The organism is Amycolatopsis sp. ATCC 39116, from assembly GCF_000231075.2.
GTDB lineage: Bacteria > Actinomycetota > Actinomycetes > Mycobacteriales > Pseudonocardiaceae > Amycolatopsis_E > Amycolatopsis_E tucumanensis.
The window spans coordinates 51,082-75,867 of the sequence record NZ_AFWY03000033.1; the positions used below are offsets into that span (position 1 = coordinate 51,082).

The following is a 24,786-nucleotide window of genomic DNA, read 5'->3' on the forward strand; positions in this document are numbered from 1 at the left end:
TGCGGACCACCCGACTCCGGCCGACCACGCGAGGGCCCCGATGACCACACTCAGCGAAACCCCGCGCCGCGGCGTCCTTCTCCGCGTTCTGCCGCCCGGCCTGTACGCCGGCCGCGCCAGCAAGCTCGTCGAGCGCTCGATCCTGGCCTACTCACGCATGTGGCTGGTCTTCGCGTCCGGCGTGCTGGAGCCGCTGTTCTACCTCGTCGCGTTCCAGATCGGCTTCGGCAGGCTCGTCGGTGACGCCATCGGACCGGACGGGCAGCCGATGAGCTACGTCGCGTTCGTCGCGCCCGCCCTGCTCGCCTCGTCCGCCATGAACGGCGCCGTCTTCGACAGCACGTTCAACGTGTTCTTCAAGTTCCGTTACGCCAAGACCTACGACGCGATGCTGGCCACCCCGATCGGCCCGCTGGACATCGCGATCGGCGAGATTTCGTGGGCCGTCCTGCGCGGCGGGCTCTACTCGGTCGCGTTCTTCGCCGTGATGGCCGCGATGGGCCTGGTCACCTCGCCGTGGGCGCTGCTGCTGATCCCGGTCGCGCTGCTGATCGCGCTGGCCTTCGCCGCGATCGGCATGGCCTGCGCGACCTTCCTCCGCTCGACGTCCCAGTTCGACTACATCCAGCTGGCCGTCGTCCCGATGTTCCTGTTCTCCACGACGTTCTACCCGCTGTCGGTCTACCCGGGGCCGCTGCAGGTGCTGGTGCAGTGCTCACCGCTCTACCACGGGATCCAGCTGATGCGCGAGTTCGCCGTCGGCGCCCTGCACCCGGGCATGATCGGCCACGTCGCGTACCTGGTGGCGCTGGCGGTGCTCGGCATCTGGGGCGCGGCCCGCCGCCTCAGCGGGCTGCTCCTGCGCTGACCCGTGCTCTGTGAGGGGTAGCCCGCCGGGCACGGCACCCGGCCGCGCCTGTTGCCACCGCCTCGGGTCGCCCCGCGCGCCGGCATGGTCGGTCACGTCGCCTACTTGGTGGCGCTGGCGGTGCTGGGCATCTGGGGCGCGGCCTACCGCGTCAGCGGGCTGCTTCCGCGCTGACCCGCGCCGGGTGAGGTGGTGGCCCGCCGGCGCGGCACCCGGCCGCGCCCGTTGCCACCGCCTCGGGGCACCCTGCACCCCCGCATGGTCGGTCACATCGCCTCATAGGGGCGCGGTGCCCGTCGGGCGCGGCCCGCCGCCTCAGCGGCCTGCTCCTGCGCTGACCCGCGCCGGGTGAGGTGGTGGCCCGCCGGGCGCCGGCCGCGCCCGTTGCCACCGCCTCGGGTCGCCCGGCATGGTGGGCCACATCGCCTCATGCGTGGCCGGGTCCTGGCCGTTCGGGGCGCGCGGGGCGCCGACCGCGCCAGCTCGTGCCCGCTGTCTCGCGGAGGCGCGGGGTCACCTTTGCACCCGGGCAGGGAGGCCACATCGTCTATCCGATGGCGCCGTCCGGGCATCTGGAGCACGGCCCACCGCCACAGCGGGCTGCTCCCGCGCCCGCAGTCGCGTGGAAGCGCCGGACCACCTCGCACCCCGGCATGCCCAACCACATCCACTCACAGTGGCGCCGTCCTGGCCACCCGGAGCGCGGCCCACCGTCAGCCGGCGCCGACGCGCACCAGCCCGTGCCCGTAGAAGCCGTTGTAGCCGGTGTACCCGGCGCAGAACGCGTCCTGCCGCCCGTCGCCGGTGAGGTCGTAGTCGGCGGGGCAGGGCACCGGCCGCGCGCGTTCCTCCAGCGCGCGCCGCAGCTGCCGGGCCGTCGAACCGGGTCGCTCGGCCGCGAGCACCGCCGCCGCGCCGGCCACGTGCGGCGCCGCCATCGAGGTGCCGCACAGTTCGCCGTACCCGCCGGGCGTGGTGGACAGCACGCACGTGCCGCGGTCGCCGCCCGGCGCGGTCAGGTCCACCACGCCGAGCCCGTACGAGCTGTACCCGGCTTTCACCTCGTCCGGCCCGACCGCCGACACCGCCACCACGTCCCGCAGCGCGGCGGGCAGCGCGTCGCACCCGCCTGCCCGGAACGCCGGGGTCAGGTCGACGGCGTCGTTCGTCGCCGCGGCCACGTTCACCGTGCCGCGCGAAGCCGAGTAGGTCAGCGCCCGGCCGACCGCCTCGCGCACGACCTCGCGCTCCGGAGACCAGGCGCACGACGAGGCCCACGTGTTGATCGCGAAGCTGCTGTTGGTGACCGACATCCCGCGCTCGGCCGCCCACATCAGCCCGCACACCACGGCCTCCGGGGTGACCAGACCGCGGTCGTCGATGACCTTGACCGACGCCACCCGCGTGCCCGGCGCGACCCCGGTGGTGCCGCGGCCGTCGTCGGCCGCCGCGATGATCCCGGCGACGTGCGTGCCGTGCGCCGACGTCGTCGCCCGCCACGCGCGCTCAGCCGGGTCCGGCACACCGCTCAGGCAGCCGGCCGAGTCGCCCCGGTCGAGGGCGTCCGCGAGGTCGGGGTGGTCCGGGTCGATGCCCGAGTCCAGGACGCCGACCACGACGTCCGGGCTGCCCGTGCCGGGCCCGCCCACCGCGGCGAGGTTCCACTGCTCACCGGCGCGGTCCGCGGACGGCACCTCCGACGGCGTGGTCGCCCGCAGGCTGGGCCGCGCCGACCGCTGCCCCGCCCGCCGCTCGTTCTGCGCGCTGTACGTGCGGCCGGGGCCCATCCGCGGCGCGAAGTCCGGATCGCCGGAGGTGGCGACGCCCACACCGATCTGCGGGTGGTACCCGGTCAGCTGCCCGCACGCGGCTCCCACCTGGTCGCGGGCCGCCGGTTCGGGCGTGTCGCGGTCGAAGACGACCAGGTACCGCACGTCGCGCCCGCTGTCCGAGCACGCCTGCTCCGGCTCCGCCGCCGCGACGTGGGCCGGCGCCACCACCAGGACGGCGCACGCCACCGCCACCAGTGATCGTCCGAAGCCGGGCAACGGGGACCTCCAACAGGGCGAACAGCGGCCGGGGGGCCGTCGGCGTCCTGCCGCACGCTAAGCCACCCCCGCGGCGGCGACAAGCGCACGCGGCAAGTTCGCCCGGCCGTGGTCACGTGCCTGTTGGCACCGAGTACGCCGCACCGGACGCACCGTGTGGGATACTCGGCTTGGCTGCTTCCGCCGACACGTCCGCGACCTGCGGTCCGTCCGGGGGTTGCGGTCCGGAGACAGGCCGGAAGAGCGCCAGGTCGTCGCCGCCAGGAACCACCTGGGTGGCTCGACGAGCGGCAGGCGGGCGGGAACCGCCGGCTCGGACGGCCCGTCACCGAGCGGACCTGCCATCGGCGGGTGCCGGACCCCGGCACCGTCGGGGCGAGACGAGGCACAGGATTCCCGCCGGCGGTGACCACCCCGGCGGAACAGACAGGAAGGGCCCCTGTGCGGCCGCGTCCGCCAGCCCAAGCGGCTGGGACGCGCCCGGGGGCGGAGGAGATGTATGTCGAACGCGGACACACCCGCCGAGAACACCGGCGGGAACACCGCCCTACCCGCAACCGGCCCGCTGGGCGAGTTGCCGCCCCGCGTCCGGGTGCACGCCCTGGCGAAGCTGCTCGGCTCCAACAGCCGGGTCGTGCTGGCGAAGCTCACCGAACTGGGTGAGACGGCGCGCAGCGCCCAGTCGAGCGTGCCGCGGGAGGTCGCGGTGAAGGTCGCCGAGGCGCTCGCCCCGGCCGACGAGCAGGCCGTCGAGGAGGCCGCCGCTCCCGAGGCGGTCGCCCCGGCCGAGGACGCGGCGTCCGCGCCGGACGCCGTCCCGGAGAGCACGCCCGAGCCGGTCGTCGAGACACCGGCCGCCCAGACCACCCCCGAGCCCGCCATCCAGGCGACGCCGGAGCCCGAGACCGCGCCGGCGGCCGCGGCGCCCGAACCCGTGGCCGAGCCCGAGCCCGAGCCGGTGCGGCAGCCGCAGCGCCCGCCGCACATGCCGGTCTTCGCGGCCCCGTCGCCGGTGTTCCTGCCGCCGGAGGCCGGTGCCGTCGAGGAGGAGCCCGCCCCCAAGGCGGAGCAGGCCGCCGAGGTCAAGCCGGTGGACGAGGACTCCGACGAGGGTGAGGACGGCGCAGGCCGCCGTCGCCGCCGCCGGGGCCGTCGCGGCCGTGGCCGGGGCAAGGGCGGCGACGAGAACGCCACCGAGACCACCGAGGCCGACGAGACCGCGCCTGCCGAGGAGACCGCCAAGGCCGAGGACGAGGACACCGCCGATGAGGGCGAGCCGTCCGAGGACACCGACGAGACCGAGGGCTCGAGCCGTCGTCGCCGTCGCCGTCGCCGCCGCAAGGGCTCGGACGGCGACAGCGCCGACGCCACCACCGACGACCCGCCGAACACCGTCGTCCACGTCCGCGAGGCGAAGGCCGAGGAGAAGAGCGGCAGCAGCTCGGACGGGGTGCGCAGCGTCCGCGGCTCCACGCGGCTGGAGGCCAAGCGCCAGCGCCGCCGGGACGGCCGCGAGGCGGGCCGCCGCCGCGCGCCGATCCTGTCCGAGGCCGAGTTCCTGGCCCGGCGCGAGTCGGTCGAGCGCACGATGGTGGTCGCCGAGCGCGGCGAGCACACCCAGATCGGCGTGCTCGAGGACGGTGTCCTGGTCGAGCACTTCGTGACCTCGCAGGGCAGCGGCTCGATCGTCGGCAACGTCTACCTGGGCCGCGTGCAGAACGTGCTGCCCTCGATGGAGGCCGCGTTCGTCGACATCGGCCGCGGCCGCAACGCCGTGCTCTACGCCGGCGAGGTCGACTGGGACGCCGCCGGCCTGGAGGGCAAGTCCCGCAAGATCGAGCAGGCCCTGTCCACCGGCGACAACGTGCTGGTGCAGGTCACCAAGGACCCGGTCGGGCACAAGGGCGCCCGGCTGACCACCCAGATCTCGCTGCCGGGTCGCTTCCTGGTCTACATGCCCTCGGGCGGCGCCACCGGCATCTCGCGCAAGCTGCCGGAGAACGAGCGGCGGCGGCTGAAGGACATCCTCAAGCGGATCGTCCCCGAGGACGCCGGTGTGATCATCCGCACGGCGTCGGAGGGCATCAGCGAGGAGGAGCTGGAGCGCGACGTCCGGCGGCTGAAGGCGCAGTGGGAGGTCGTCAAGGAGAAGGCCGACGCGGCCACCTCCGGCAAGAAGTCCTCCGCCCCGGTGATGCTCTACGAGGAGCCGGACCTGCTGGTCAAGGTGGTCCGCGACCTGTTCACCGAGGACTTCGTCTCGCTCGAGGTCCAGGGCGACACGGCGTGGGAGACCATCCGCGCCTACGTCGAGCACGTCGCGCCGGACCTGACTCCCAGGCTCAAGCGCTACGTCGGCACCGGTGACGTGCTGGCCGAGCACCGCATCGACGAGCAGCTCACCAAGGCGCTGGACCGCAAGGTGTGGCTGCCCTCCGGCGGTTACCTGGTCATCGACCGCACCGAGGCGATGACGGTGATCGACGTCAACACCGGCAAGTTCACCGGTTCGGGCGGCAACCTCGAGGAGACGGTCACCCGCAACAACCTGGAGTCGGCCGAGGAGATCGTGCGCCAGCTGCGGCTGCGCGACATCGGCGGCATCATCGTGATCGACTTCATCGACATGGTGCTGGAGTCCAACCGCGAGCTGGTGCTCAAGCGGCTGACCGAGTGCCTCGGCCGGGACCGCACGCGTCACCAGGTCGCCGAGGTCACCTCGCTGGGCCTGGTGCAGATGACCCGCAAGAAGATCGGCACCGGCCTGCTCGAGGCGTTCTCCACGACGTGCGAGCACTGCAAGGGCCGCGGGGTCATCGTCTCGACCGAGCCGGTGAAGTCGGGCAACGGTGGCAACGGCGGCGGGCACCAGCACGGCGGTGGCGGCGGCGGTTCGCGCCGGTCGCGCGGCCGGGCCAAGGTCGAGGAGCCGCAGGCGGAGAAGACACCCGAGCCGTCGCCGGTGCAGCGGGAGAGCACGATCTCGGCCGTCGAGGCCATGGCCAAGGCCGCGAAGATCGCCTCGACGAAGACCGAGGGCGGCGAGAAGGCGGAGAACGGCGCGGCCCCGGCCGAGGCGACCCCCGCCGAGGCGCACACCGGCGCGGAGAAGGCCGGTGCGGAGAAGGCCGGCAGTGACCGCCCCGAGCGGCGGTCCCGCTCCCGTGGGAAGGCCCGCGCCGAGGCGGCCCAGCCCGAAGCCCAGACCCAGCCGAACGCGACGGTCCAGCCCGAGGCGGCGCCCCAGCCCCCGGCTCCGGCCGAGGCGCAGGCCGAGCCCAGCGCGACCGACCAGGCTGACGCAGCAGCCCAGCCCAGCGCGGCTGACGAGTCGGGTGCTGCCCAGTCGGGTGCGACCCAGACCGCTGCCACGGCTCAGACCGCTGCCACGGCTCAGTCCGGTGCCGTGGGGCAGCCCGTGGCGCAGGCCGAGCCCTCCGAGCCGGCCGGCTCGGAGGCGCAGCCTCCGGCCACGGCTTCGGCCGCACCGGAAGGTGCGGCCCAGTCCGGGACGGACCGGTCCGCGACTGGCTCCGAGAACGCGGCCCAGCCCACGTCGGCCCAGCCCACGTCGGCCCAGCCCACGTCGGCCCAGCCCACGTCGGCCCAGCCCACGTCGCCCCGGCCTGGGTCGGCCGGGTCCGCGTCGGTGCAGACTGCCTCGGCCCAGACCCAGCCTGTGTCGGCCCAGCCTGAATCTGCTCAGCAGGCGTCGCCCGAGCCCACCTCGGCGCAGCCTCAGGCCGGTGAGCCCGCCGCGGAGCAGGCGAAGCCCTCCCGCGCCCGGACCCGCCGCGTCGCCCGCAGGCCCGCGGCGCCCCCGGAGCCCGTCCAGGCCGCCGGCGAGCCGCAGGCCCCCACCGTCCCGGCCGGCCCCGTGGCCGGCGGACCGGCGCCCACCCTGGAAACCTCCAGCCCGGAAGCCACCGGGCAGGAGGAGGCGTCGCCCGAGGTCAGCGTGCCCACCCCGGCCACCAGGACGGCCCGCCGGCGCCCGCGCCGCGCGGCCTCCCGCCCGGCCGGGCCCCCGGTGCACGCGTCGGACCAGAGCTGATCCACCTACGTGAGCCCCGGTGTCAACCGGCACCGGGGCGTCACGTAACCTGTAAGACGGCCCGTCCCCGGACGGGCTATGGCGCGATCACCGGACCGCACACAGCGGGACGTGGCGCAAGCCCTCACCCATTGTCGAGTTAGCAGGAGACTTCCGTGTCGGCGTACGCGATCGTCAAGACCGGCGGCAAGCAGTACAAGGTGGCCGTCGGCGACGTCGTCGAGGTCGAGAAGCTCGAGGGCAAGCCGGGCACCGAGCACTCTTTCCCCGCCGTGCTGTACGTCGACGGCAGCGATGTCACGGCGGATGCCGAAGCACTCGCGAAGATCTCGGTCACCGGCAAGGTCGTCGAGCAGACCAAGGGTCCCAAGATCCGCATCCACAAGTTCAAGAACAAGACCGGCTACCACAAGCGGCAGGGTCACCGTCAGAAGCTGACCCGTGTCGAGGTCACCGGAATCACGAAGTAAGGAGCTGCAGGAGCCATGGCACACAAGAAGGGTGCGTCCAGCTCCCGCAACGGGCGCGACTCCAACCCCCAGTACCTCGGCGTCAAGCGCTACGGCGGTCAGCTCGTGAACGCCGGTGAGATCCTGGTCCGCCAGCGCGGCACCAAGTTCCACCCCGGCCTGAACGTCGGCCGTGGCGGCGATGACACGCTGTTCGCCCTCGCGGCGGGCACCGTCGAGTTCGGCGCGAAGCGTGGCCGCAAGACGGTCAACATCGTCCCGGCCGAGGCCTGAGGGTCCGGCTAGACAACCCAGCACCTTCAGCGAGGGGCGGGCCCGGAACAGATCCGGTCCCGCCCCTTGTTGCTGGAGATGGCTGATATCCCTCCGAAGAAACGAGAAGAGGCTTCACGATGGCGTCCCGGTTCGTTGACCGCGCGGTGATCCACGTCGCCGCGGGCGACGGCGGGCACGGCTGTGCCTCGATCCACCGCGAGAAGTTCAAGCCGCTCGGCGGTCCCGACGGGGGCAACGGCGGCAACGGCGGCGACGTGCGACTCGTCGTCGACCCGAACGTGCACACGCTGCTCGACTTCCACTTCCACCCCCACGCCAAGGCCACCAACGGCCGCCAGGGCCAGGGCAGCCACCGCGCGGGCGCGGCAGGCGAGACCCTGGAGCTCAAGGTGCCCGACGGCACCGTCGTGATGTCCGAGGACGGCGAGGTCCTGGCGGACCTGGTCGGTCCGGGCACGACGTTCGTCGCCGCGCAGGGCGGGCGCGGCGGCCTCGGCAACGCGGCGCTGGCGTCCAAGGCCCGCAAGGCGCCCGGGTTCGCCCTGCTCGGCGAGCCCGGTGAGGAACGCAGCCTCGTTCTGGAGCTGCGTTCGGTCGCCGACGCCGGCCTGCTCGGCTTCCCGTCGGCCGGCAAGTCGTCGCTGATCTCGGTGCTGTCCGCGGCCAAGCCGAAGATCGCCGACTACCCGTTCACGACGCTGGTGCCGAACCTCGGCGTGGTGAACGCGGGCGACACCGTGTTCACGATGGCCGACGTGCCCGGCCTGATCCCCGGCGCGAGCGAGGGCAAGGGCCTCGGCCTGGACTTCCTGCGCCACATCGAGCGCTGCGCGGTGCTGGTGCACGTCGTCGACTGCGCCACCTACGACCCGGGCCGTGACCCGGTGTCCGACGTGGACGCCCTCGAGGCCGAGCTGGCCCGCTACACCCCGGCGCTGGGCGGCGAGCTGGACTCCCGCCCGCGGGTCGTGGTGCTCAACAAGATCGACGTGCCGGACGCGGCCGAGCTGGCCGAGATGGTGCGTGGCGAGTTCGAGGCGCGTGGCCTGCCGGTGTTCGAGGTTTCCACGGTGACCCGCCAGGGCCTGCGTGAGCTGACCTTCGCGCTCGCCAAGGAGGTCGAGAAGTACCGGGCGGCGCAGCCGGAGGCGGAGCCGACGCGGATAGTGCTGCGGCCGGTGGCGGTCGACGACTCGGGCTTCACCATCGAGGAGGACCCGGAGGAGCCGGGCGGCTTCATCGTGCGGGGCGCGCGTCCCGAGCGGTGGATCCGGCAGACCGACTTCGGCAACGACGAGGCCGTGGGTTACCTCGCGGACCGGCTCAACCGGCTGGGTGTCGAGGACGCGCTGGCCAAGCGCGGCGCCGAGCCGGGCTGCCCGGTGACGATCGGCAACATCACCTTCGAGTGGGAGCCCTCCACGCCGGGCGTGGCGGCGCACATGACGGGCCGGGGCACCGACGTGCGGCTGGAGCAGAACAACCGCGTGTCGGCCGCCGAGCGGAAGGAAGCCCGGCGCATCCGCCGTGACGGGCCGGACCAGCCCGAGGACGAGGACTCGACAGCACGATGAGCGTGGCCCGCAAAGCCGTCGCGGCGGCGGAACGGCTGGTCGTCAAGGTCGGCTCGTCGGCGCTGACCACCGCTGGTGACGGGCTCGACGTGACGCGGCTGAACGCGCTGGTCGACGCCATCGCGGCGCGGATCGCGCAGGGCAGCCAGATCGTGCTGGTGTCCTCGGGTGCGATCGGCGCCGGGCTGGCGCCGCTCGCGCTCGGCAAGCGGCCGCGGGACCTCGCGACCCAGCAGGCCGCGGCGAGTGTCGGCCAGTTGCAGCTCGCGCACGCCTACGCCGAGTCGTTCGGCCGGTACGCGCTGACGGTGGGCCAGGTGCTGCTCACGTCCGACGACGTGGTGCGCCGCGCGCACTACCGCAACGCGCAGCGGACGTTCTCGCGCCTGCTGGCGCTGGGCGCGGTGCCGGTGGTGAACGAGAACGACACGGTGGCCACCGAGGAGATCAAGTTCGGCGACAACGACCGCTTGGCGGCGCTGGTGGCGCACCTGATCGGCGCGGACGCCCTAGTGCTGTTGTCCGATGTGGACGGTCTGTACGACGGGGATCCGCGATCGGGTTCGACGCGGCGCATCGCCGAGGTGACCGGCCCGGCGGATCTGGAGGGCATCGCCGTCGGCATGTCCAGTTCGGGGCTCGGTACGGGCGGGATGGTGTCCAAGCTGGCCGCGGCGCGCACGGCCGCGTCGGCGGGGATCCCGGTGCTGCTGGCCGCGGCGTCGGATGCTTCGCGCGCGTTGTCCACGGCCGAGGTCGGGACCGCTTTCCGGGCGGCCGACTGCCGGCTGTCCGCGCGCCGGTTCTGGCTCGGGTACGCGGCCGGCACGCGGGGGCGCCTGCACCTCGACGACGGTGCGGTGGCCGCGGTCGTGCGGCGCCGCCGGTCGTTGCTGGCCGCGGGGATCACCGGTGTGGACGGTGATTTCGAGGCGGGTGACGTGGTGGAGCTGGTCGACCCGGCGCAGCGTGTGGTGGCCCGTGGTGTGGTGGCGTTCGACGCGGGGGAGTTGCCCGAGCTGATCGGCCGGTCCAGCCACGAGCTGCCGGAGGAGCAGCGCCGGGAGGTCGTGCACGCCGACGATCTGGTGCCGTTCCGCCGTTAACGCAGTTCCGTGCCCTTCGTTTCGGGGAGGGTGAGCAGCACGAGGAACGCGATCACCGCGCCGGCCGCGACGTACCAGAAGAACAGGATCGACGCCCCGGCGGCGGAGAGCGCGCTGATGACCAGCGGCGCGGTGCCGCCGAACACGGCGACGGTGAGGTTGTACCAGGCGCCGATGCCGAGGCCGCGAAGTTCGGTGGGGAACAGTTCGCTCATGATCGCGGGCGCGAGGCTGGACAGGGCGGCGTAGAGCCCGAGGCCGACGCAGAAGACGACGAGCAGGTTGCCGAGGCCGGGTTTGACCAGTGTGGACAGCGGCACGATGAGGATCGCGGTGGCGGCGGACCAGACGAACAGCTGGGGTTTGCGCCCGATGCGGTCGGAGAGCGCGCCGTAGGGGTACTGGAGCGCGACGAACAGCGCGGTGCCGATGGACAGCGCGAGGAAGACGTCGACGTCGTTGGCGTGGCGGGTCTTGACCGCGAACGGGGTGAGGGCGCTGAAGAACGTGTAGTAGCACAGCGTCGAAAGCATCGTGATGCCGACGAGCTGGCCGACGGCCTTGGGGTGTTCGCGCAGGGTGGTCAGCAGCGGGCGGCGGACGCGTTGCGCGCGGCCCTTGTTCTGCTCGAACTGTTCGGTCTCGGAGAGGCTGCGGCGCAGCCACAGCCCGACGATGCCGAGGACGCCGCCGAGCAGGAACGGGATGCGCCAGCCGTAGGAGCTCATGGCGGCCTTGTCCATGGTGCGGGCGAGGACGAACCCGAGCACGGACGCGAGCAGCACCGCGGAGCCGGTGGAGATGTAGAAGAAGGACGAGTAGCGCCCACGCCACTTCGGCGGGGCGATCTCACCGAGGTAGGCGGAGGCGTTGGACACTTCGCCCCCGAGGGACAGCCCCTGCGCGATGCGCGCGAGGAGCAGCAGGATCGGTGCGAGCCAGCCGACCTGCTGGAAGGTGGGCAGGATCGCGATGACGATGGAGCCGCCCGCCATGAGCGTGATGGTGAGAATCATGGCCGGCTTGCGGCCGCGCACGTCGGCGAACCGGCCGAGCAGCAGGCCGCCGAGGGGCCGGAAGAAGAAGGCGAGCGCGTAGGTGGCGAACGTGTTGATCTGGGCGAGCAGATCGTTGCCCGCGGGGAAGAACGCGGTGGCGAAGTAGATGCTGAACGTCGCGTAGATCGTCCAGTCGAACCACTCCAGCGCGTTGCCGACGCTGGCCGCGAACAACTTCCGGACGGGCAGCCGGTGCCGGACTTCTGTGCCCACCTTCGACTCGACCATGGCGCACCTCCACGTTCACCCGATGGGGTCGGACAATGCCACACCTCGGCCGGGACCGAAAGATTCTTTTCTGCCGGAAACGTGCTGACCTGTGCTTTTCTCCCCGGGGCGGGTCAAAGTGACACCCACGTGGCCGATGCACCCCACACCGCCGCGCCCCACGCGCGGCCCCCCGGCGGCCCCCGCCAGGCCGAGCCCCGCCGCTTGCCGTGCTGGCCGCTCGGCCCATGGCCGTCGCGCGAGTTGCGCCGTCTGCCCCGCAGGCTGCTTGGCCCGCGAGGCCTCGGGGCGGGCTTTGCCGCGTGCCGTGCAGGCGGTCCGGCCAGCGAGGCCCGGGCGAGCCCCGCCGCTTGCCCCGGACGCCGCTCGGCCCGCGAGGCCTGGCGGCGAGCTTGTCGCTTGGCCGGCAGGCCGTCCGGCTCGCAGGGCGACTGGGCCAACCGTGCGACGGGCGAGTCTTGCCGCTTGCCCTGTAGGGCCGTCCTGCCCGAAGTGCTGCCGAGCGAGCCGTACCGCCTCGCCAGCCGGGGGCGCCCGGTGGGCCGAGCCGCCAAGCGAGCCGTGCGCCCGGGCGAGCCGTCCCTCCGCACGGGCGGTGCCGCCGAGCCGGTGTGCCGCCGAGCGGTGTGCCGCCGGGCGAGCCGCACCGGGGCGAGCCGGGCACCCCGGCGAGCCGTGCCTCCGCACGGGCCGTGCCGCCGGGCCGGTCGTGCCGCCGGGCGAGGCATGTTGTCGGGGCAACTGGTCTGGCCAGCCAGCACCGGTGGCGTGCACCGTGCGGCCCCGGCCCGGCCAACGCAACCGCCTGTGAGGCTGCGGTTGGGCGATGCGCCGTGCTCAGCTCGCTGTCCGGTAGACGTTGGCGGTCAATCGGTTGCGAAGCCGCCCCGGTCCCGAAGGCTGGGCGCCGCGATCACGAATCCCCCCGTCAATCCCCTCCCTTCAGTTCGTGCTCGCCAGCGCGAACGGCAGCACCGCAGGCGCCCCGCCCTGCCGTAGGAGCCGGGCGGCCAGCGTCATGCTCCAGCCGGTGTCCACGAGATCGTCCACAAGCAACACTGGGCCGTCCACCCCGGACAACTCCGCGGCCAGTGCACCCGGCACCGCAAGCGTTTGCCACAGGTCCGCGACCCGCTGCGCGCTGTTCGCCCGGCGTGGACGCCCGCCCCGGCTCTCCAGTGCGCCGAGGAAACGCAGTCGTCCGATCTGCGCCAGTCGGCTCGCCAGGTCGTGTACCAGGCGCGGCCGGGTCGCGGAGGGCATCGCCACCACGGCCACCGGCCTCTGCTCCCACCGCCAGGACGCCAGAACCTGAACGCAGGCCTGGAAAATGCGGTCCGGCACCTCGCCGTCGGCGGCCCGCTCGCCGACCAGCTCGCGCAACGGCCCGCCCCATCCGACGTCCGTCAGCCGTCCGAGTGTGCGTCCCGGCTCGGCCAGCTCGCCCTTCCCGATCCGCCCGGACAGCGGCACGTCGAGCGATGCCATGCCCGTCGGCCACTGGCGACGCGGGCTCACCTCGACCCCGGGCCGCCGGAGCCGCTCGTCGGTCTTTTCGACCGCCTCCGCCGAAACGGTGACGTCCCGATGCTCGCCCGTGCAGTTGTCACACCGGCCGCACGGCTCGGCGTATGGGTCGTCGAGCTGACGGCGCAGGAACTCCATCCGGCACGAAGTGGTGGCCTGGTACTCCAGCATCGCCTGCTGTTCCGCCCGCCGCGCTTCGGCGACACGCTCGTACCGTTCGCGCTCGTAGTGCCAGTCCTGCCCCGTCGCCTCCCAGCCGCCCTTGACGCGCCGCACCGCGCCGTCCACGTCGAGCACCTTCAGCACCATCTCCAGCCGCGACCGGGACAGTTCGACCATCGGCTCGAGCGCCACCGTCGACAGTGGCCGGTCGGCGTAGGCGAGCGCGTTCAGCACCTGGTTGACGCGCTGCTCGTCCGGGAACGCGAGAGACGAGAAGTACCGCCAGATCTCGGCGTCCTCCGCGCCCGGCAGGAGGATCACCTCGGCCCGGCGCACGCCACGGCCGGCACGGCCGACCTGCTGGTAGTAGGCGATCGGCGAGGACGGCGCCCCGACGTGGACGACGAAACCGAGGTCGGGCTTGTCGAAGCCCATGCCCAGGGCGGACGTCGCCACGAGCGCCTTGACCCGGTTGGCGAGCAGGTCGTCCTCGGCAGCCTCGCGATCGGCCGGCTCGGTCTTACCCGTGTACGCCGTGACCGGGAACCCGCGCTCCCGCAACATCTCGGCGATGTCGTGCGCGGCGGCGACGGTGAGCGTGTAGATGATCCCGGACCCCGGCAGCTCGCCGAGCCGGTCCGCCAGCCACGCGAGCCGCGCCTGCGGGGTGGGCAGCTTCGCGACCGACAGGTGCAGGCTCTCCCGGTCGAGCGGGCCGCGCAGCACCAGGGTGTCACCGCCCTGACCGAGCCCGAGCTGTTCGGCGACGTCGGTGACCACCCGGTCGTTGGCGGTGGCCGTGGTCGCCAGCACGGGCACGTCCTCAGGCAGCCCCGCCAGCAGCGTGCGCAGGCGGCGGTAGTCCGGCCGGAAGTCGTGACCCCAGTCGGAGATGCAGTGGGCCTCGTCGACGACGAGCAGCCCGGCCGTGGTGGTCAGCTTGGGCAGCACCGTGTCGCGGAAGTCGGGGTTGTTCAGCCGCTCCGGGCTCACCAGGAGCACGTCGATCTCGCCGGCGGCGATGCGCGCCTGCACGTCGTCCCACTCCTGCTGGTTGGCCGAGTTCATCGTCGCCGCGTGGATGCCTGCCCGCCCGGCCGCCGCGATCTGGTTGCGCATCAACGCCAGCAGCGGCGAGATGATGACCGTCGGACCCGCTCCTCGCTCGCGGAGCAGGGCGGTGGCCAGGAAGTACACGGCCGACTTGCCCCAGCCGGTGCGCTGCACGACGAGGGCGCGCCGGTGGTGGGCGACCAGTGCCTCGATGGCCGTCCACTGGTCGTCGCGCAGGGTCGCGCCGTCCCCGGCCAGTGCCCGGAGCAGCGTTTCGGCGCGTTCGCGCAGGAGGTGAAGGTCCACGGATCAACGTCTACCCGAAGGCTGCGACGAAACCGAGCCGAGTACCGCACGAGTGGACCAGTCGTCGAGTAATGTGACGCAAGACACAGCGAATGTCCGCATCAGGACACCCGAACGGCCGAGTCTCCTAGCTGTCGGGGTTCACTTGCGGGTTCGCCGGCGCCTCCGGAGGTTCCCCTCGAACCCCCGGCGGAGCGAAGTGCGCGGGTGCTGTTACCGGGGAGCGGGGCAGTACCCGCGCACTCGCGCTTCTACGATCCGTTCATGTCACCACGCCGAATCGGGGTCATGGGCGGCACGTTCGACCCCGTCCACCACGGCCACCTCGTCGCGGCCAGTGAGGTGCAGTCCCGGTTCGACCTCGACGAAGTGATCTTCGTGCCGACCGGCCAGCCGTGGCAGAAGTCCGGCAGGCAGGTCACCAGGGCCGAGGACCGCTACCTCATGACCGTCATCGCCACCGCCTCCAACCCGGTCTTCTCGGTGAGCCGGGTGGACATCGACCGCGGCGGCGAGACCTACACCGTCGACACCCTGCGTGACCTCAAGGCCGAGTACCCCGAGGACGAGCTCTTCTTCATCACCGGCGCCGACGCGCTGGAACAGATCCTGACCTGGCACAACGCCGACGAGCTGTTCACCCTCGCGCACTTCATCGGCGTCACCAGGCCCGGGTACAAGCTCAACGACCACCACCTGCCCAGCGGCAAGGTGAGCCTGGTCGAGGTGACCGCGATGGCCATCTCCTCGACCGGCTGCCGCGAACGCGTCGAGCACGGCGAACCGATCTGGTACCTGGTGCCCGACGGCGTCGTCCGGTACATCGACAAGCGCGGGTTGTACCGCAAGCCTGCCTGACACGCCGCTGGGCCCGCGGACGGCGGCAGGTACCCTCGGTGGACCGACGGTCTCAGGATGAGGGAGCACAGGAGTGGCAGCGACGTCCCAGGCACGTGACATCGCGACCGTGGCGGCGCACGCCGCCGCGGACAAGAAGGCCACCGACGTGGTGGTGCTGGACGTCTCCGAGCAGCTCGTCATCACCGACGTGTTCGTCATCGCCTCGGCGCCCAACGAGCGCCAGGTGGGGGCCATCGTGGACAACGTCGAGGAGAAGCTGCGGGAGGCCGGGCACAAGCCGGTCCGCCGCGAGGGCGCGCGCGAGGGCCGCTGGGTCCTGCTCGACTTCGTCGACGTCGTGGTGCACGTCCAGCACGACGAGGAGCGCTCGTTCTACGGCATCGAGCGGCTGTGGAAGGACTGCCCCCGCATCGAGGTCGACGGGCTCGCCGAGGCCGTCGACGCCGGGGACGCCTCGTGAGTTTCCGGCGCCTCGTGCTGTGGCGTCACGGGGAGACCGACTACAACGCCGCCGGCCGCATGCAGGGCCACCTGGACTCGGCGCTCACCGAGGTGGGCTGGAACCAGGCCCGCTTCGCCGCGCCCGCGCTCGCCCGCTTCGAGCCCGACCTGGTCATCTCGTCGGACCTGCACCGGGCCATGGACACCGCGACCGTGCTCACCGAGGCGATCGGGGTGCCGCTGCGCATCGACAAGCGCCTGCGGGAGACCCACCTCGGCGAGTGGCAGGGGCTGACTGGCGCCGAGGTCGACGAGGGCTGGCCCGGCGACCGCGCCATCTGGCGCGTGGACGCCACCTGGGCGCCCCCGGGTGGCGAGTCCCGCGTCGAGGTCGCCGAGCGCGCCTCCGAGGTCGTCAGCGACCTGCTGGCCGGCGACGACCCGGGTGAGACCGTGCTGCTGGCCGCGCACGGCGGCCTGATCACGGCCCTCACCGGCAAGTTGCTGGCCCTGCCGGTCGAGGCGTGGCCGCAACTCGGCGGGATCGGCAACTGCCACTGGGTCGAGCTGGGCCTGCGCGACGGCCGCTGGCGGCTGCACGCCTACAACGCCGGAATGCTCGGCTGAGATGCCGAGGCTGCTGGTCTTCGGGGACTCGCTGAGTTTCCAGGGCCCGGAGAGCCCCTGTGCGGCCGACGAGCCGCGACTGTGGCCGAACATCGCCGCCGCGGCTCTCGGCGGCAGCGCGGAGCTCGTGGCGTCCGCGGGCTGGACGGCGCGCGACGCGTGGTGGGCGATGATCGGCGACCCGCGGGTGTGGGCCGATTTGAAGCACGCCGACGTCGTGGTGCTGGCCGTGGGGAGCATGGACACGCTGCCGTCGCCGTTGCCGACCTACCTGCGCGGCGGCCTGCGATACCTGCGGCCGTCCGGGCTCCGCCGCACCGTCCGCAAGGCGTACCTGGCCGCCCAGCCGCGGCTGGCGGTCGCGATGCGTGGCCGCCCACGGGTCCTGCCCGCGAAGCTGACCGTGCACTACCTCGACCGGGCGGTCTACGCGCTGCGCATCCTGCGGCCGGAGCTGCCGATCGTGGCCGTCCTGCCGAGCGTCCACCGCGCGTCGTCCTACGGCAACGTGCACACTGGCCGGGAGGAGACGGCGGCCGCCATCGCCGCCTGGTCGCGGCGGGTGGACGTGCCGTTGCTGAACCTGGCCGAGGTCGTGGGGGAACACGTCCTGAGCGGTCGCGGCAACCCGGACGGCATGCACTGGGGCTGGGAGGGGCACGCGCTCGTGGGCAAGGCGATGGCCGCGCTGATCGGTCCGCTCCTGGCCCCCGGCGAATCGCCTGCCGGCACGTAGGCTGACCGTCGTGCCGGTTGCCGTCATCACGGATTCCACCGCCCATCTGCCCGAGGGCTTCGCCGAGCGCCACGCCCTGCGCGTCGTCCCGCTGCACGTCCTCATCGACGGGGTCGCCGCGCTCGACGGTGTCGAGGTGGGGGCTGCGGCGCTCGCCGAGGCGCTGGGGCAGCGCCGGATCGTGACCACCTCGCGGCCGACGCCCGGCGAGTTCGCCGCGGCCTTCCGCGAAGCGCTGGAGGCGGGCGCGGACTCGGTCGTGTCGATCCACCTGTCCAGCGAGATCTCCGGGACCTGGGAGTCCGCGGTGCTGGCCGCGCAGGAGGTCGGGCCGGACCTGGTGCGGGTCGTCGACTCGCGGGGAACCGCCATGGCGCTGGGGTTCGCGGCGCTGCACGCGGCTCGGGCGGCGTCGGCCGGCGCGTCGGCGGCCGAGGTGGAAGCGGCCGCGACGGCGGCGGTGCACTGCTCGGAGACCCTGTTCGTGGTCGAGACCTTGGAGTACCTGCGGCGGGGTGGCCGGATCGGCGCGGCGGCGGCGCTGCTGGGCACCGCGCTGGCCATGAAACCGGTGCTGCACCTGGACGACGGCCGGATCCAGCCGCTGGAGAAGGTGCGCACGATGAACCGCGCCACCGCGCGCCTGGTCGAGCTCGCGGAGGAGGCCGCGCGGGGAGAGCCGGTCGAGGTCGCGGTGCACCACCTGGCCTCGCCGCAGCGGGCGGTGGAACTGGCGAACCGCATCGAGGAGCGGCTGACCGTCGTCGAGGGTTGCGTGGTGTCGGAACTGGGTGCCGTGATCGGCGCGCACACCGGGCCGGGCGTCGTCGGCGTTGTCGTGCAACGGAACCCCGGCGGGCCTGGCAGCCGCTGAGCTTCCCGGGGACTCAGGAACCCTTTTCGCGCAAGCGCTTTGGGTCTTGCGTCCAAACCCTTCCACGTTGCCATACGCCACCGACAGAAAACCCTGGCACCGCGGCAGAACGCGCCACTTGTCCACAGACCCCCACTTGTCCACAGCCTCCGCGATTCCCACTTCTCCCTCCTCTCCGCGCCCCCTAGCGTCGAATGCGTGTTCGAACGATCAGCCCCGGAATCGCCGGGCATTCCCGTCAACCGCCGGCTCGAGCAGCTCGCCGGTCAGGCCCTCGCGGCCGACCGCGACACCGGGCCGCCGGGTGCCGTCGGGCGGCTGGTCGAGCGCTGGGTGCCCGAGTCGCTCACCGGCAGCCCTCAGCGGCGGCGCCTGACCACGGTGCTGCTGGCCCTGGTCGCCGTCCTGGTGCTCGTCGGGACGTCGATCGCGCTCCTCGGTGGCAGTCCGCCCGTCGAACGCGCGCCGGTGCTGCCCGCGGCGCCGGACCGGCCCGCGCCGGTCAGCGCATCGGCCAGCCGGGTCGCCGACAGTTCGCTGGTGATCAGCGTGGTCGGCAAGGTCCGGAACCCCGGGCTGGTCACGGTCCCCGGCGGTGCGCGGGTGGCGGACGCCCTCCGCGCGGCAGGCGGCGCGATCGAGGGCACCGACGTCACGGCGCTGAACCTCGCGCGCAAGCTGGCCGACGGCGAGCAGATCTACGTCGGCATCCCGCCGCCTGCCGGCGTGCAGCAACCGGCCGAGAGCGGCGGCGCCCCCGCGCTCGTCGACCTGAACACGGCCAGCGCCGAGCAACTCGACGCCCTGCCGGGGATCGGCGAGGTCACTGCCCAGCGCATCATCGACTGGCGCACGAAGCACGGGTCGTTCCGGTCGGTCGACCAGCTGCGTGAGGTCGAGGGCATCGGCGAGACACGACTGTCCCGGCTGCGGGAGCAGGTGACGGTCTCGTGATCACGGAACCTGTTGTCCGGCATGACTTTCGCCTGGTGCCGGCCGCGTTGTCGCTGTGGCTCGGAGCGCTGCTCGGACTGTTGTGGACGTGGTGGCTGGCTCTGGCGTGCGGCGCCGCGGCGGTGCTGGTGTCGTTGGGGCTGCTGATCAAGCTGCGTCCGGCCCGGTCGCGCTGGTGGGCGGGCGCGGCGGCGCTGCTCGTGGCCGGTCTCCTGCTCGCCGGTCCGCTCGGCCTCCGGTTGAACCGGGCGGAGCACGACCCGCTCCACGGCCTCGCGCAGCGGGGCACGGAGGTGACCCTGCGGGTGCTGGTGACGGAACGTCCGAAACCCGTGCGGTCGGCCGGATATGCAGATCAGCAGGCCGGGCCGAGGTCGGTGGTGATCGCGGCCGACGTCCTGCACGCGGAACGTCACGCTGAGCCGGTGGTCTCGACCGGACGGGTCGCGCTGCTCGCGCCGTTCGCAACGTGGAGCGAGATCATTCCGGGTCAGGAGGTCACCGCGAGCGGCGAGCTGGCCCCGCCGCGGGACGCCGACCTGACCGTGGCCGCGGTTCACGTTCGCGGGCCGCCCGTGGAAGCCACGGAGGCGCCCTGGTGGCAGCGCGCCGCGGAATCGATGCGTGAGGCGCTCCGCAACGCGTGCGCGGTCCTGCCCGAGGAGCAGGCCGGGCTGGTGCCGGGGCTCGTCGTGGGCGACACGAGCGGGCTGTCCGAACGGCTCGACCGCGAGTTCACTGACGCTGGCCTCACGCACCTGATGGCGGTCAGCGGGTCCAACGTCGCGATCGTGTGCGGCGCCGTGCTGCTGCTGTTACGGCTGTTGCGGGCAGGACCACGGTTGTCCGCGGCGCTGTCCGGGGCAGCGCTGGCCGGGTTCGTGGTCCTGGCTGGCGGGGAGCCGAGCGTCCTGCGGGCCGGAGTCATGGGCGCGATCGCCCTGCTGGCGCTGGCGCTGGGGCGGGAACGCTCAGTCGTCCCCGCACTGGCCGCCGCGACCTGCGTCCTCGTGGCGTGGGACCCGGCGATGGCCGTCAGCTTCGGCTTCGCGCTGTCGGTGATCGCGACGGCCGGGCTGGTGCTCCTCGCGCCGCGGTGGGCGGAGAGCCTTCAGCGGCGCGGCGTTCCGCCGGGCTTCGCCGAAGGGCTGGCGGTTCCGGCGGCGGCGTTCGTCGTGACAGCGCCTGTCGTGGCCGGGATGGCCGGGCAGCTCAGCCTGGTCAGCGTGGCGGCGAACGTGCTGGCCGCGCCGGCGGTCGCTCCGGCGACCGTGTTCGGGGTGCTGGCGACGGTCGTCGCGACCGCGTGGCCTGCCGGAGGTGAGCTGATCGTCCGGCTGGCCGGGCCGGAGGCGGGCTGGTTGATCGTCGTGGCGCGGCGGGCGTCGGAGGTGCCCGGTGCGGTGCTGGCGTGGCCCAGCGGCTGGTGGGGCGGGTTTCTCGCGCTGGTGGTCGCCATCGCCGTGGTTCTGGCACTGCGCCGTCGGCGCTTGCGGGTGCTGCTGGCGCTCGTGCTGGCCGGGGTGCTGCTGCTCGTCGTCCCGGGCAAGGTGATCGCACCCGGCTGGCCGCCACCGGGATGGGCGGTGGTCGCCTGTGACGTCGGTCAGGGCGACAGCCTCGTGCTCGCCACCGGTGAGCCCGGACGGGCGGTGGTGGTGGACGCCGGGCCCGAGCCGGGGCCGGCCGACCGGTGTCTGGACCGGCTGGGCATCGAGCGGGTGCCGCTGGTGGTGCTGAGCCACCTGCACGCCGACCACATCGGCGGACTCGACTCGGTGTTCGAGGGACGCTCGGTGGGCGCGATCGCGGTCGGGCCCGGGCGGCAGCCCGGCTGGGCGTGGCGGCAGGCCGGCCAGATCGCGGCCCGCCACCGGGTCCCGCTGCTCGAACTGGACCTGGGCCGGCGGCTCGAGTGGCCGGCGCTGAGCCTCGAAGTGCTGGGACCCAGATACGTGTCCGAAGGGGAGGACGACGACGGCACACAAATCAACAACAGCTCGGTGGTGCTACGAGCCCGCACACCGGCCGGCAGCGTGCTGCTGACCGGTGACGTCGAACTCGCCGCACAAGCCGACCTGCTGGCCGCCGGAACGGATCTGCACGCCGAGATCCTGAAGGTGCCGCACCACGGCAGCAGGTTCTCGCTGCCCCAGTTCCTGGCCGCGGTGTCCGCGCGGCTGGCGCTGGTGAGCGTCGGTTCGGGCAACCGTTACGGCCACCCGAACCGGACGACACTCGACACCCTGACCGCGGACGGTGCGCTCATCGCCCGCACGGACACCGACGGCGACACCGCGGTGATCCCCGACCAGACCGGACCGGCGGTCGTTCGCCGGGGAAAGTGAGGTGGAACCTTGATCAGAGGCGCCGGGCCTGGCAGAGACCCGGGACCTGTCAGAGACCCAGGGCCTTGTGCACGGCCGCCGCCGACGGCGGGACCGTCGCCTTCGGGCCGACCTCGTTCTCGATCGCGTCCAGGGTCTTCAGGCCGTCACCGGTGATGAGCAGGACGGTCTCGGCGTCCGGGTCGATCTTGCCCGCCTCGATGAGCTTCTTCGCCGTCGCGACGGTGACACCACCGGCGGTCTCGGTGAAGATGCCCTCGGTACGGGCGAGCAGGCGGATGCCCTCGACGACCTCTTCGTCAGTCACGTCCTCGATCGCGCCGCCCGTGCGGCGAACCGTGTCGAGCACGTAGGGGCCGTCGGCCGGGTTGCCGATCGCGAGCGAGCGGGCGATGGTGTCCGGCTTGACCGGCTGCACCACGTCGTGGCCGTTGCGGAACGCCGCGGACACCGGCGAGCAGCCGGCGGCCTGCGCGCCGAACACCTTGTACGGGGTGTCGTCGACCAGGCCGAGCTTGGCGAACTCGCGGAAGCCCTTGTCCACCTTGGTCAGCTGGGAGCCCGAGGCGATCGGCACGACGATCTGCTCGGGGATCCGCCAGCCGAGCTGCTCGGCGACCTCGTAGGCGAGCGTCTTCGAGCCCTCGGAGTAGTAGGGGCGCACGTTGACGTTCACGAACGCCCAGTTCTCGTGCTCGGCGGCCAGCTCGGTGGCGAGGCGGTTGACGTCGTCGTAGTTGCCGTCGACAGCGATCAGGTTGCCGTCGTAGACCGCGGTGGTCAGCACCTTGGCGCGCTCGAGCGAGGAGGGGATCAGCACCACGGACTGCCAGCCGGCGCGGGCCGCGGCCGCGGCGACGGCGTTGGCCAGGTTGCCGGTGGACGGGCAGGCCAGGGTGTCGAAACCGAACTCGCGAGCGGCGGCTAGGGCGACGGCGACGACGCGGTCCTTGAACGAGTGGGTGGGGTTGCCGGTGTCGTCCTTGACCCACAGGCTCTTCACACCGAGAGCCTTGGCGAGCCGGTCGGCCTTCACCAGCCTGGTACAGCCGGGCTCGGTGTTCGGGATCTCCTCGACGTTCGAGGGCACCGGCAGCAGCCGCTTGTAGCGCCAGATGTTGCGCGGCCCCGCCTCGATGTCCTCGCGGCGGACACGACCGAAGTCGTAGGCGACCTCCAGCGGCGAGAAGTCCTCGGCGGAGACGAACTCCGGGGCGAGCGGCTGGCGGTGGCCCTCTTCCTTGGAGACCAGTTCCACGGCCGGGCCGAGGTCGACGGTGCGACGGGTGGTGGTCGAATCGAGGGCTGCAGTCATCGCGAGGTTCCTTTCCTCATCTGCCCCGCTGACGCGGGCCGGAATTGGCACCGTGATCGTCAGCTACCTCGCGGAATCGAGATGACAGGCTGACGCCGGTTGCCGGGGCTTCGTCGGGCCGTTCCCTCTGCCCCTCTGGATGAGCGGTATTCGGTTGTGGTGGCTGTCGCGCTCGCGCGATGCCTGGTTGACAACATACGGCACCACGCTCGGAGCACGCCATGCCCCTGCGGGTTTCATCACGCTCCGGAGCTGTCGGTGGTCCGTGGGAGGATCTGAACCGTGACCGCGCCGGCAACCACCTCCGCCCCCCTGCAGCTCGTGCTCGGCGAAGAGGAGCTGCTCGTCGAGCGCGCCGTCCGCGCCGCCCTGGAACAGGCACGCAGAGAGGACGCGACGGCCGAGCTGACGAAGGTCCGGGTGTCCGATCTCACCCCGCCCGGCCTGGCCGAGCTGGTCAGCCCGTCGCTGTTCAGCGAGGGGCGCGTCATCGTGCTGGAAGGCGCGCAGGACATCGGCCAGGAGCTGGCCGACGCGGTGCTCGCCTACGCGAAGATGCCTGCCGACGGCGTCGTCCTGGTCGTCGTGCACACCGGCGGCGGCCGCAGCAAGGCGGCCAAGTCGCTGCCCGCGGCGCTGCGCAAGGCCGGCGCCCAGGTCACCGAGTGCCCGAAGATCACCCGGCCGGCCGATCGGGAGTCGTTCGTCCGCAACGAGGTGCGGCAGGCCGGCGGCAAGATCGACCCGGCCGGGGTGGCCGCGTTGATCGATGCCGTCGGATCCGACCTGCGAGAGCTGGCCGCGGCGGCGTCGCAGCTGGTGGCGGACTCGGGCGGCCGGGTCGACGAGGAAGCCGTGCGCCGCTACCACCGGGGCCGCGCGGACGTGACGGGCTTCGCGGTCGCGGAAAAGGCCGTCGCGGGCGAGCGCGGCGCGGCGCTCGAAGCGATGCGGTGGGCGCTCCAGATCGGCGTGGCGCACGTCCTGATCGCCGACGCCCTCGCGGACGCCGTCCGCACCATCGCCCGCGTGTCGGCGGCCGGCCGCGGCAACCCGAACCAGATGGCCGGTGAGCTGGGCATGCCGCCGTGGAAGATCCGCAAGGCGCAGGGGCAGTCCCGCGGGTGGACCCAAGCCGGACTGGCCGACGCGATGGCCGTGGTGGCGCGGGTGAACGCCGAGGTCAAGGGCCAGGCCGCGGACCCGGCCTACGCGCTCGAACGGGCCGTCCTGGAACTCGCCGCCGCCCGCGACAAGCGCTGAGCTCAGCGCCGCGGTCGGGCCGCGGCCGTTCGGCTCCTGGAAGCGGGGCGCGGTGGGGTGGGGAAGGTTTCGGCGTTCGGGACGAGCGCTGAGTTCGGTGCGCGAGTCGGACTGCGGTTGCTTGGTGTGAGGTGGGGCGGGCTCATCATCGCTCGGAACGAGCGTGAGTTCGCTGACCGGCGGGTCCGGGTGAGGGGCTGGCGCCTGCTGCGCCAATGGCTGTGCGGCCGCCGGAGCCGAGCGTGCAGGGAGTTGCGGGTTCAAGTCCCGTCACTCGCGAACCCGTCACCCCTGGACAGCAGAAGGGCGGGCACCCTGCTGGATGCCCGCCCCTCGGAAGATCAAGCTCAGAGCTGGTTGACGCGCTTGGCCATCGCCGACTTCTTGTTGGCGGCCTGGTTCGCGTGGATGACGCCCTTGCTGGCGGCCTTGTCCAGGGCGCGAGCGGCAGCCTGCTGCAGCTCGACGGCCTTGGCCTTGTCGCCTGCCTCGGCGGCCTCGCGGAACTTGCGGATCGCGGTCTTCACCGAGGACTTGACCGACTGGTTGCGCTGGCGCGCCTTCTCGTTGGTCTTGATGCGCTTGATCTGGGACTTGATGTTGGCCATGAAGGCGCTCCTTCGATCTGTCGGTGGCT

19 protein-coding genes and 1 riboswitch are annotated in these 24,786 nt (G+C 72.8%); of the genes, 14 read left to right on the forward strand and 5 right to left on the reverse strand.

The features are described 5' to 3' along the window. Positions 1-40 precede the first annotated feature (40 nt). Positions 41-868 carry an ABC transporter permease gene (locus AMY39116_RS0327335; protein ID WP_020420795.1) on the forward strand — a complete coding sequence of 276 codons (828 nt, stop codon included), beginning with the start codon at positions 41-43 and terminating at the stop codon, positions 866-868. Positions 869-1,581: 713 nt separating this feature from the next. On the opposite strand, the gene AMY39116_RS0327345 is transcribed toward AMY39116_RS0327335, so the two are convergent. Then, positions 1,582-2,892, reverse strand: coding sequence for a S8 family serine peptidase (locus tag AMY39116_RS0327345; protein ID WP_020420797.1), 1,311 nt, complete (start codon positions 2,890-2,892; stop codon positions 1,582-1,584). Between the two features lie 523 nt (positions 2,893-3,415). Here AMY39116_RS0327345 and AMY39116_RS0327350 point away from each other — a divergent pair. From AMY39116_RS0327350 to proB, 5 genes are all read left to right on the forward strand, one after another. Further along, the gene (locus tag AMY39116_RS0327350) at positions 3,416-6,970 is read left to right on the forward strand and encodes an Rne/Rng family ribonuclease (protein WP_020420798.1); all 3,555 of its coding nucleotides are present in this window, start codon (positions 3,416-3,418) and stop codon (positions 6,968-6,970) included. Positions 6,971-7,125: 155 nt separating this feature from the next. Next, positions 7,126-7,440, forward strand: coding sequence for a 50S ribosomal protein L21 (rplU, locus tag AMY39116_RS0327355; protein WP_017987730.1), 315 nt, complete (start codon positions 7,126-7,128; stop codon positions 7,438-7,440). Between the two features lie 15 nt (positions 7,441-7,455). After that, positions 7,456-7,713, forward strand: coding sequence for a 50S ribosomal protein L27 (gene rpmA, locus AMY39116_RS0327360; protein ID WP_017987731.1), 258 nt, complete (start codon positions 7,456-7,458; stop codon positions 7,711-7,713). 119 nt (positions 7,714-7,832) lie between these two features. Next, on the forward strand, positions 7,833-9,290 hold the full coding sequence (obgE, locus tag AMY39116_RS0327365) for a GTPase ObgE (protein WP_020420799.1): 1,458 nt from the start codon (positions 7,833-7,835) through the stop codon (positions 9,288-9,290). Further along, positions 9,287-10,396 carry a glutamate 5-kinase gene (gene proB / locus AMY39116_RS0327370; protein ID WP_020420800.1) on the forward strand — a complete coding sequence of 370 codons (1,110 nt, stop codon included), beginning with the start codon at positions 9,287-9,289 and terminating at the stop codon, positions 10,394-10,396. Before obgE ends, proB begins: the two co-directional genes overlap by 4 nt. On the opposite strand, the gene AMY39116_RS0327375 is transcribed toward proB, so the two are convergent. Beyond that, positions 10,393-11,682 carry an MFS transporter gene (locus tag AMY39116_RS0327375; protein WP_020420801.1) on the reverse strand — a complete coding sequence of 430 codons (1,290 nt, stop codon included), beginning with the start codon at positions 11,680-11,682 and terminating at the stop codon, positions 10,393-10,395. The two genes, proB and AMY39116_RS0327375, sit on opposite strands and share 4 nt — an antisense overlap. A gap of 942 nt (positions 11,683-12,624) precedes the next feature. Further along, entirely contained in the window at positions 12,625-14,730 is a 2,106-nt protein-coding gene (locus tag AMY39116_RS0327380) for an ATP-dependent DNA helicase RecQ (protein ID WP_020420802.1), read from the reverse strand. A 264-nt stretch (positions 14,731-14,994) separates the two neighbouring features. Here AMY39116_RS0327380 and nadD point away from each other — a divergent pair, with 264 nt between their 5' ends. The 7 genes from nadD to AMY39116_RS0327415 all read left to right on the forward strand — a co-directional run bounded on the left by nadD (position 14,995) and on the right by AMY39116_RS0327415 (position 21,571). Next, entirely contained in the window at positions 14,995-15,588 is a 594-nt protein-coding gene (gene nadD, locus AMY39116_RS0327385; protein ID WP_081617688.1) for a nicotinate-nucleotide adenylyltransferase, read from the forward strand. A 73-nt stretch (positions 15,589-15,661) separates the two neighbouring features. Continuing rightward, on the forward strand, positions 15,662-16,051 hold the full coding sequence (rsfS, locus tag AMY39116_RS0327390) for a ribosome silencing factor (protein ID WP_020420803.1): 390 nt from the start codon (positions 15,662-15,664) through the stop codon (positions 16,049-16,051). Beyond that, a complete protein-coding gene (locus AMY39116_RS0327395; protein WP_020420804.1) occupies positions 16,048-16,659 on the forward strand; it encodes a histidine phosphatase family protein in 612 nt (203 codons plus the stop codon). Before rsfS ends, AMY39116_RS0327395 begins: the two co-directional genes overlap by 4 nt. Before the next feature lies 1 nt (position 16,660). Next, positions 16,661-17,395, forward strand: a complete 735-nt coding sequence (gene octT, locus AMY39116_RS0327400; protein ID WP_020420805.1) for a diglucosylglycerate octanoyltransferase — start codon at positions 16,661-16,663, stop codon at positions 17,393-17,395. 10 nt (positions 17,396-17,405) lie between these two features. Beyond that, on the forward strand, positions 17,406-18,269 hold the full coding sequence (locus tag AMY39116_RS0327405; protein ID WP_020420806.1) for a DegV family protein: 864 nt from the start codon (positions 17,406-17,408) through the stop codon (positions 18,267-18,269). Between the two features lie 198 nt (positions 18,270-18,467). Next, entirely contained in the window at positions 18,468-19,223 is a 756-nt protein-coding gene (locus AMY39116_RS0327410) for a ComEA family DNA-binding protein (protein WP_020420807.1), read from the forward strand. Between the two features lie 35 nt (positions 19,224-19,258). Then, the gene (locus tag AMY39116_RS0327415) at positions 19,259-21,571 is read left to right on the forward strand and encodes a ComEC/Rec2 family competence protein (protein ID WP_020420808.1); all 2,313 of its coding nucleotides are present in this window, start codon (positions 19,259-19,261) and stop codon (positions 21,569-21,571) included. A gap of 49 nt (positions 21,572-21,620) precedes the next feature. Here the strand turns inward: AMY39116_RS0327415 and thrC are convergent, their stop codons facing one another. Continuing rightward, entirely contained in the window at positions 21,621-22,886 is a 1,266-nt protein-coding gene (gene thrC, locus AMY39116_RS0327420; protein WP_020420809.1) for a threonine synthase, read from the reverse strand. A gap of 13 nt (positions 22,887-22,899) precedes the next feature. Beyond that, positions 22,900-23,032, reverse strand: a riboswitch (SAM riboswitch). 136 nt (positions 23,033-23,168) lie between these two features. On the opposite strand from thrC, the gene holA reads away from it, so the two are divergent. Next, on the forward strand, positions 23,169-24,149 hold the full coding sequence (gene holA / locus AMY39116_RS0327425; protein WP_020420810.1) for a DNA polymerase III subunit delta: 981 nt from the start codon (positions 23,169-23,171) through the stop codon (positions 24,147-24,149). A 347-nt stretch (positions 24,150-24,496) separates the two neighbouring features. Here holA and rpsT read toward each other — a convergent pair whose 3' ends face one another. Beyond that, the gene (gene rpsT / locus AMY39116_RS0327430; RefSeq protein ID WP_020420811.1) at positions 24,497-24,757 is read right to left on the reverse strand and encodes a 30S ribosomal protein S20; all 261 of its coding nucleotides are present in this window, start codon (positions 24,755-24,757) and stop codon (positions 24,497-24,499) included. Positions 24,758-24,786: the final 29 nt, after the last annotated feature.

Excerpts from the sequence above, each read along its gene's own strand:
- AMY39116_RS0327335 (WP_020420795.1), top strand. The coding sequence starts at position 41 with ATGACCACACTCAGCGAAACCCCGCGCCGCGGCGTCCTTCTCCGCGTT.
- AMY39116_RS0327350 (WP_020420798.1), top strand. The coding sequence starts at position 3,416 with ATGTCGAACGCGGACACACCCGCCGAGAACACCGGCGGGAACACCGCC.
- rpmA (WP_017987731.1), top strand. The coding sequence starts at position 7,456 with ATGGCACACAAGAAGGGTGCGTCCAGCTCCCGCAACGGGCGCGACTCC.
- obgE (WP_020420799.1), top strand. The coding sequence starts at position 7,833 with ATGGCGTCCCGGTTCGTTGACCGCGCGGTGATCCACGTCGCCGCGGGC.
- proB (WP_020420800.1), top strand. The coding sequence starts at position 9,287 with ATGAGCGTGGCCCGCAAAGCCGTCGCGGCGGCGGAACGGCTGGTCGTC.
- AMY39116_RS0327375 (WP_020420801.1), bottom strand. The coding sequence starts at position 11,682 with ATGGTCGAGTCGAAGGTGGGCACAGAAGTCCGGCACCGGCTGCCCGTC.
- nadD (WP_081617688.1), top strand. The coding sequence starts at position 14,995 with ATGTCACCACGCCGAATCGGGGTCATGGGCGGCACGTTCGACCCCGTC.
- octT (WP_020420805.1), top strand. The coding sequence starts at position 16,661 with ATGCCGAGGCTGCTGGTCTTCGGGGACTCGCTGAGTTTCCAGGGCCCG.
- thrC (WP_020420809.1), bottom strand. The coding sequence starts at position 22,886 with ATGACTGCAGCCCTCGATTCGACCACCACCCGTCGCACCGTCGACCTC.
- rpsT (WP_020420811.1), bottom strand. The coding sequence starts at position 24,757 with ATGGCCAACATCAAGTCCCAGATCAAGCGCATCAAGACCAACGAGAAG.